The organism is Sphingomonas bacterium (assembly GCF_903643065.1).
Taxonomy (GTDB): Bacteria; Pseudomonadota; Alphaproteobacteria; order Sphingomonadales; family Sphingomonadaceae; genus Sphingomonas.
In genome coordinates this window covers 1-5,773 of the sequence record NZ_CAHJWX010000155.1, presented here as the reverse complement: position 1 = coordinate 5,773, position 5,773 = coordinate 1, and the positions used below count along the sequence as shown (strand labels likewise).

5 protein-coding genes are annotated in these 5,773 nt (G+C 70.4%); 4 read left to right on the top strand and 1 reads right to left on the bottom strand.

Annotation, left to right across the window (positions count from 1 at the left end; all coding sequences use genetic code 11):
- The 3 genes from HUU95_RS06925 to HUU95_RS06915 form a co-directional block, all read left to right on the top strand.
- The coding region (locus HUU95_RS06925) for an aspartate kinase (protein WP_174279446.1) at positions 1-838 on the top strand (838 nt) is incomplete at its 5' end.
- Between the two features lie 181 nt (positions 839-1,019).
- Positions 1,020-1,676: a PEP-CTERM sorting domain-containing protein gene (locus HUU95_RS06920; protein ID WP_174279445.1), complete on the top strand. Its 657-nt coding sequence runs from the start codon at positions 1,020-1,022 to the stop codon at positions 1,674-1,676.
- Positions 1,677-1,909: 233 nt separating this feature from the next.
- Positions 1,910-2,905: an NAD(P)H-dependent flavin oxidoreductase gene (locus HUU95_RS06915; protein WP_174279447.1), complete on the top strand. Its 996-nt coding sequence runs from the start codon at positions 1,910-1,912 to the stop codon at positions 2,903-2,905.
- Between the two features lie 113 nt (positions 2,906-3,018).
- On the opposite strand, the gene HUU95_RS06910 is transcribed toward HUU95_RS06915, so the two are convergent.
- Positions 3,019-3,678, bottom strand: coding sequence for an HAD family hydrolase (locus HUU95_RS06910; RefSeq protein ID WP_174279444.1), 660 nt, complete (start codon positions 3,676-3,678; stop codon positions 3,019-3,021).
- Positions 3,679-3,793: 115 nt separating this feature from the next.
- On the opposite strand from HUU95_RS06910, the gene HUU95_RS06905 reads away from it, so the two are divergent.
- A complete protein-coding gene (locus tag HUU95_RS06905; protein WP_174279443.1) occupies positions 3,794-5,695 on the top strand; it encodes a S9 family peptidase in 1,902 nt (633 codons plus the stop codon).
- Positions 5,696-5,773 lie beyond the last annotated feature (78 nt).

Sequence of the window (5,773 nt, the reverse complement as noted above, 5' to 3'; positions counted from 1 at the left end):
GGGGCGCGGTGGCTCGGACACCAGCGCGGTGGCGGTGGCGGCGGCGATGCGCGCGGACCGCTGCGACATCTACACCGATGTCGACGGCGTCTACACCACCGATCCGCGCATCGTGCCGCGCGCGCGCAAGCTGGCCAAGGTGACGTACGAGGAGATGCTGGAACTCGCTAGCGTCGGCGCCAAGGTGTTGCAGACGCGCTCGGTCGGGCTGGCGATGAAGGAAGGCGTGCGCGTGCAGGTCCTGTCCTCCTTCGCCGGGGCGCCCGATGGTTCCGGCGCGCCGATGGCCGACACGCTGCCCGGCACGCTGATCGTCGCCGAAGAGGAGATTGACGACGTGGAACGCCAGCTGATCACGGGGATCGCGCATGACAAGAACGAGGCCAAGATCACGCTGACCGCCGTGCCCGACCGGCCCGGCGCGGTGGCGGCGATCTTCGCGCCGCTGGCGGACGCGGGGATCAACGTCGACATGATCATCCAGAACGTCGCGCACGCGCCAAGAGATTCCGGCGGCGGCTCGACGGACGTGACGTTCACCGTGCCGCAGGCGGACTTGGCGAAGTCGCTCGACGTGCTGGCGCGCGGGCAGGGCACGATCGGCTATGCGGAGGCGCTCCACGACACGCGCGTCGCCAAGATCAGCGTCGTCGGGGTGGGCATGCGCAGCCATGCCGGCGTCGCCAGCCAGATGTTCACGACGCTGGGCCAGCGCGGCATCAACGTCCAGGCGATCTCCACCAGCGAGATCAAGGTCAGCGTGCTGATCGACGAGGACGAGACGGAACTGGCGGTGCGGGTGCTGCACACGGCGTACGGGCTGGATGCGGCGGGGTAGGGCGACGTAGGTCCGCACCGTGGATCGCCTTCATGACGAGCGCCGATGGACCTCAGGGCGAACATTCGGAATCGTCCCCTTTTGAGACACTTTCGCGTCTTGTCGTCGAATGAACGACGAGTTAACGATCCGACCGGGACGACATAGCGATGGGCAATCGCGTGTCGAATGGGAGGAACACATGAAGTTTTGGATGCTCGCGGCGCTGGTCGCCGCCGCCGCGCCGTCGGGTGCGGCGACGATCAACTTCGACACGGTGACCGGCGCCAGCCTGCCCGGTGGTCGCGTATCGGTCACGACCTATGCGCAGGACGGCTACACGTTGAGCAAGCAATCGGGAACGATCCTGAGGGGCACCGATGCCGCCAACGGCAGTTATGACCTGCTCTTCTCGCCGACCAGCAGCATCGGATCGTCGGCCGCCATCTTCCAGATCTTCCGGGCGGACGGCGGTCTGTTCACGCTGGACTCGTTCGTGGCGAGCGGCCTCGGCAGCATCGCGATCTCGGGAACGCTGAACAACCCGCCGGCCGGGCAAAGCCCTTCGGTCTTCGCCAAGACCATCCAGATCACCTCGACCGACTTCACGGCGTACAATCCTGCCGTCCTCGGCGCGGTCGATCACGTGTTCTTCACGGTCTATCCCGGCACCACCACCAGCCTCGGCTTGGACGACATCATCGTCAACGCGCCGGCGGCCGCGGTGCCCGAGCTGGCGACTTGGGGCATGATGATGGCCGGTCTGGGCGCGATTGGCTGGTCGCTGCGCCGTCGGGCGCGTCGTGTTGGCGCAAGGTCGGGCGCCGGGATCGGGCAAACCGTCAGCGGCGCCATCTGATCGCCCCTGCGCTCACGTGAGCCGTTAGCGGCTGCGCGGATGACGTCGCGGGCTGTCGCGCGGAGCCTGCGCGATGGGATCGGGCGACCGCTCCGGCCTTTGGTGGCTGGTCCAGCGGTCAGGTCGCCGCTTGCAGGAAACGGGCGCGGGGCGGTAGGCCACTCGGCATGACCGACACGCTCGCGCCGCCCCCCGTCGCCACTTCGCCCGGCGCCGACCGCCTCGCCCGGCTGATGGCGCGCGGCGCGGCGTTCCTGGGGTCGAAGGTCGCGATCCTGGGCGGGGCGATGTCGTGGGTCAGCGAGCGGCATCTGGTCGCCGCGATCAGCGACGCGGGCGGGTTCGGGGTGATCGCCTGCGGGGCGATGACCACCGCGCTGCTCGATCGCGAGATCGCCGAGACGCGGGCGCGCACCGACCGGCCGTTCGGCGTCAACCTCATCACCATGCATCCCGACCTCCTCGCGCTGATCGAGGTGTGCGGGCGTCACCGCGTCGGCCATGTCGTGCTCGCGGGCGGGTTGCCGCCCAAGGGCTCGCTCGACGCGATCAAGGCGACGGGCGCGAAGGTGATCTGCTTCGCCCCCGCGCTCGCGCTGGCGAGGAAGCTGATCCGCTCGGGCGTCGACGCGCTGGTGATCGAGGGCATGGAGGCGGGCGGGCATATCGGCCCGGTCTCCACCGGCGTGCTCGCGCAGGAGATGCTGCCGGAGATCGCCGAGCAGGTGCCCGTCTTCGTCGCCGGCGGGATCGGGCGCGGCGAGGCGATCGCGGGCTATCTGGAGATGGGCGCGGCGGGCGTGCAGCTCGGCACCCGCTTCGTCTGCGCGAGCGAGTCGATCGCGCACGCCAATTTCAAGCGCGCCTTCATCCGCGCATCCGCCCGCGACGCGGTGGCGAGCGTGCAGCTCGATCCGCGCCTGCCCGTCATCCCGGTGCGCGCGCTGCGCAACGCGGGCAACGAGCGGTTCACCGCCAAGCAGCGCGAGGTCGCGGGCCGGCTGGATGAGGCGGGTGTCGCGCTGGCGGAAGCGCAGCTGGAGATCGAGCATTATTGGGCGGGCGCGCTGCGCCGCGCGGTGATCGACGGCGATGTCGAGCATGGCTCGGTGATGGCGGGCCAGTCGGTCGGCATGGTTCGCCAAGAGGAGCCGGCGGCGGCGATCGTCGCCGAGCTGGTAACGCAGGCCGCCGCCGCGCTGGGCCGGCGGGGCGGCGCGGCGGCTTAAAATTTGTCCTGTTCAGGCTGAACCCTGACCCGTTCGTGTCGAGCGACGTCGAGACACCGTACCAGGCTGGTCCCTCGACTTCGCTCGGGACGAACGGGGTTATCGAGCGCCATTCAGGCGAGCGGCGACGTATCCCAGCGCGCGAGCAGGTCGGCGACGTCGGCATAGGTGGCGCCCGCGCCCGCCTCGCGCAGGCGGCCCGCGTCGAAGAAGCCGGAGGTGAGCCCGATCGCGCCCGCCCCCGCCGTGCGCGCCGCCTGCATGTCGTAGATCGCGTCGCCGACCACGATCGCGCGGTCGGGCGCCGTCGCGACGCGCGCCAGCGCGACGCCGAAGATGTCGGGCGCCGGCTTGGAGGTCTCGACATCGTCGATGCTGGTCGCCGCCGCGACCTGGTCGCCGATGCCGAGCAGGTCGATGTAATGCTCCAGCTCCGCCCGGCTCGCCGACGAGGCGAGCGCCACGCGCCGGCCCCCGTCCGCGACGCGCCGGATCAGCGCGGCGGCATCCGGAAACGGGCGGACGCCGTCCAGATGGTGGTCCTTGAACAACTGCCCGTGCGCGTCCGACAATCGCGTCACCAGCGCGTCGTCGGCGTCCGGGATCAGCGCGGGCACCAGCAGGTCGCCGCCCTTGCCCACCTGTTCCCGGATCGCCGCCGCGTCGCGCGGATGGCCCGCATCGGCAAAGGCGGTGACCCAGGCCGCCACATGCTGGTCGTTGCTGTCGACGAGCGTGCCGTCGATGTCGAAGAGAACGGAGAGGATGCGCATGGTCCATCGTTCAACGGCCGGGCCGTCGCTTTTGGTCCGGCGGCCCCCTTGCAATCCCGCCCGAATGGGTGAGGAAGACTGGCGATACATCCACTTGAGAGAGGGTCGCCTGTTTATGCGCCATCGCCTGTTGCTTGCGCTCGCCCTGTCCACCGCCGCGCCAGCGCTCGCGCAGGTCCATCAATATGGCGGCTTGGCGATCAGCGCGGGCGGTGACCGGCTCGCGACGATCGAGGGCCCAGGCGGCCTGCGCGGCCACGCCGCGATCACGATCCGCCGCGCCAGCGACGGCGCGGTGCAGCGACAGATCGATCCGTGCGCCAAATGCGGCTATGCCGGGCTGATCTTTGGCCCGGCCGGCGAGCTCGCCTTTGTCGCGCGCGAGCCGGGCGCTGCCACCGCGCAGCTGATCGTCGCCGACGCGAACGGCGCGACGCACACGCTCGCGACGATCCCCGGTCTCGCCTCCACCCCGCGTTTCTCGCCCGACGGCAAGCGGATCGCGCTGCTGGTGACGCTGGGCGCCGCCAAGGAGACGGGCGCGACGCAGGCGGGCGTGCGCCAGATCGGCGAGATCGGCGAGAAGAGCGACGAACAGCGGCTCGCCGTGTTTCCCGTCGCCGGCGCGACGACGGTGGTGACGCCGATCTCGCCCGCCGACCGGTTCGTGTACGAATATGACTGGCTGCCCGACGGCACCGGCTTCGTCGTCACCAGCGCGCCGGGCAATGGCGACAATAATTGGTGGGTGGCGACGCTGGACGCGGTGGACGCGACCACCGGCGCGGTGCGCAACATCACCCGGCCCGCGACGCAGCTCAATTTCCCGCGCGTTTCGCCGGACGGGCGCACCGTCGCCTATATCGGCGGGCTGATGAGCGACAACGGCTCGGTCGGCGGCGACATCTGGACGGTGCCGGTGACGGGCGGCGCCCCCACCGACATCACCGCCGGCCAGCCCGTCACCTACCTCTCGCTCGACTGGACCGCCGGTGGCCTCCGCGCGGTGTCCCTGCGCGACGACCGGATGGAGATCGGCGCGATCGAGCCGGGCCGGGCGCCGGCGCGGCCTTATTACAGCGAAGCCGTCAGCCTGGGCGCGGGCGAGGGCCGCGCCGCCTTCTCCGCCGACGGGCGCAGTGCCGCGACCGTGGCGCAGAGCTTCACGGTCGCGCCCGCCATCCATGCCGGCCCGCTCGCCGCGCTGAAGCCGGTGACCCGCGACAACGCCGCCGCGACGCCCGTCGTCTCGGCACGCTCGATCACGTGGAAGAGCGACCAGTATAATGCGCAGGGCTGGCTGCTCGGCCCCGCGACGCCGCCCGCCGGAAAGGCGCCGATGATCGTCAACGTCCATGGCGGCCCGTCCGCCGCCTCCACCCCGCGCTTCGTCGAGCACGGGCCGGCGAGCGAGCTGATGGACCAGGGCTATTACGTGTTCCTGCCCAACCCGCGCGGCAGCTATGGCCAGGGCGAGGCGTTCACCGCCGCCAACAAGCGCGACTTCGGTGGCGGCGACCTGCGCGACGTCCTGGCGGGCGTCGACGCGGCCGAGAAGGCGGCGCCGATCGACGACGCGCGGCTGGGGCTGACGGGCTGTTCCTATGGCGGGTTCATGGCGATGTGGGCCAACACGCAGACCAACCGCTTCAAGGCGATCGTCGCGGGCGCGGGGCTGTCCAACTGGATCAGCTATTACGGCACCAACGGCATCGATCAGTGGATGATCCCCTTCACCGGCAAGTCGGCGTACGAGGACCACAAGGTCTATGAGGACATGTCGGCGGTGTATCACGTCGCCAAGGCGCGGACCCCGACCTTCATCTATGTCGGCGAGCGCGACATCGAGGTGCCGCCGACGCAATCGATCGAATGGTGGCACGCGCTCCGGAACCAGGGCGTCGAGGCCAGCTTGGTGATCTATCCGGACGCGGGCCATTGCGTGTCGCGGCCGGACCAGGCGGCGGACGTCCGCGCGCGCCAGCTCGCCTGGTTCAACAAATATCTGGCCAAGTGAGGTGATGATGCGGATCCTGTTCCTGGCGCCCGTCCTGCTCGCGGCCGCCACCGCGACGCCCCCCGCCACGACGCCCCC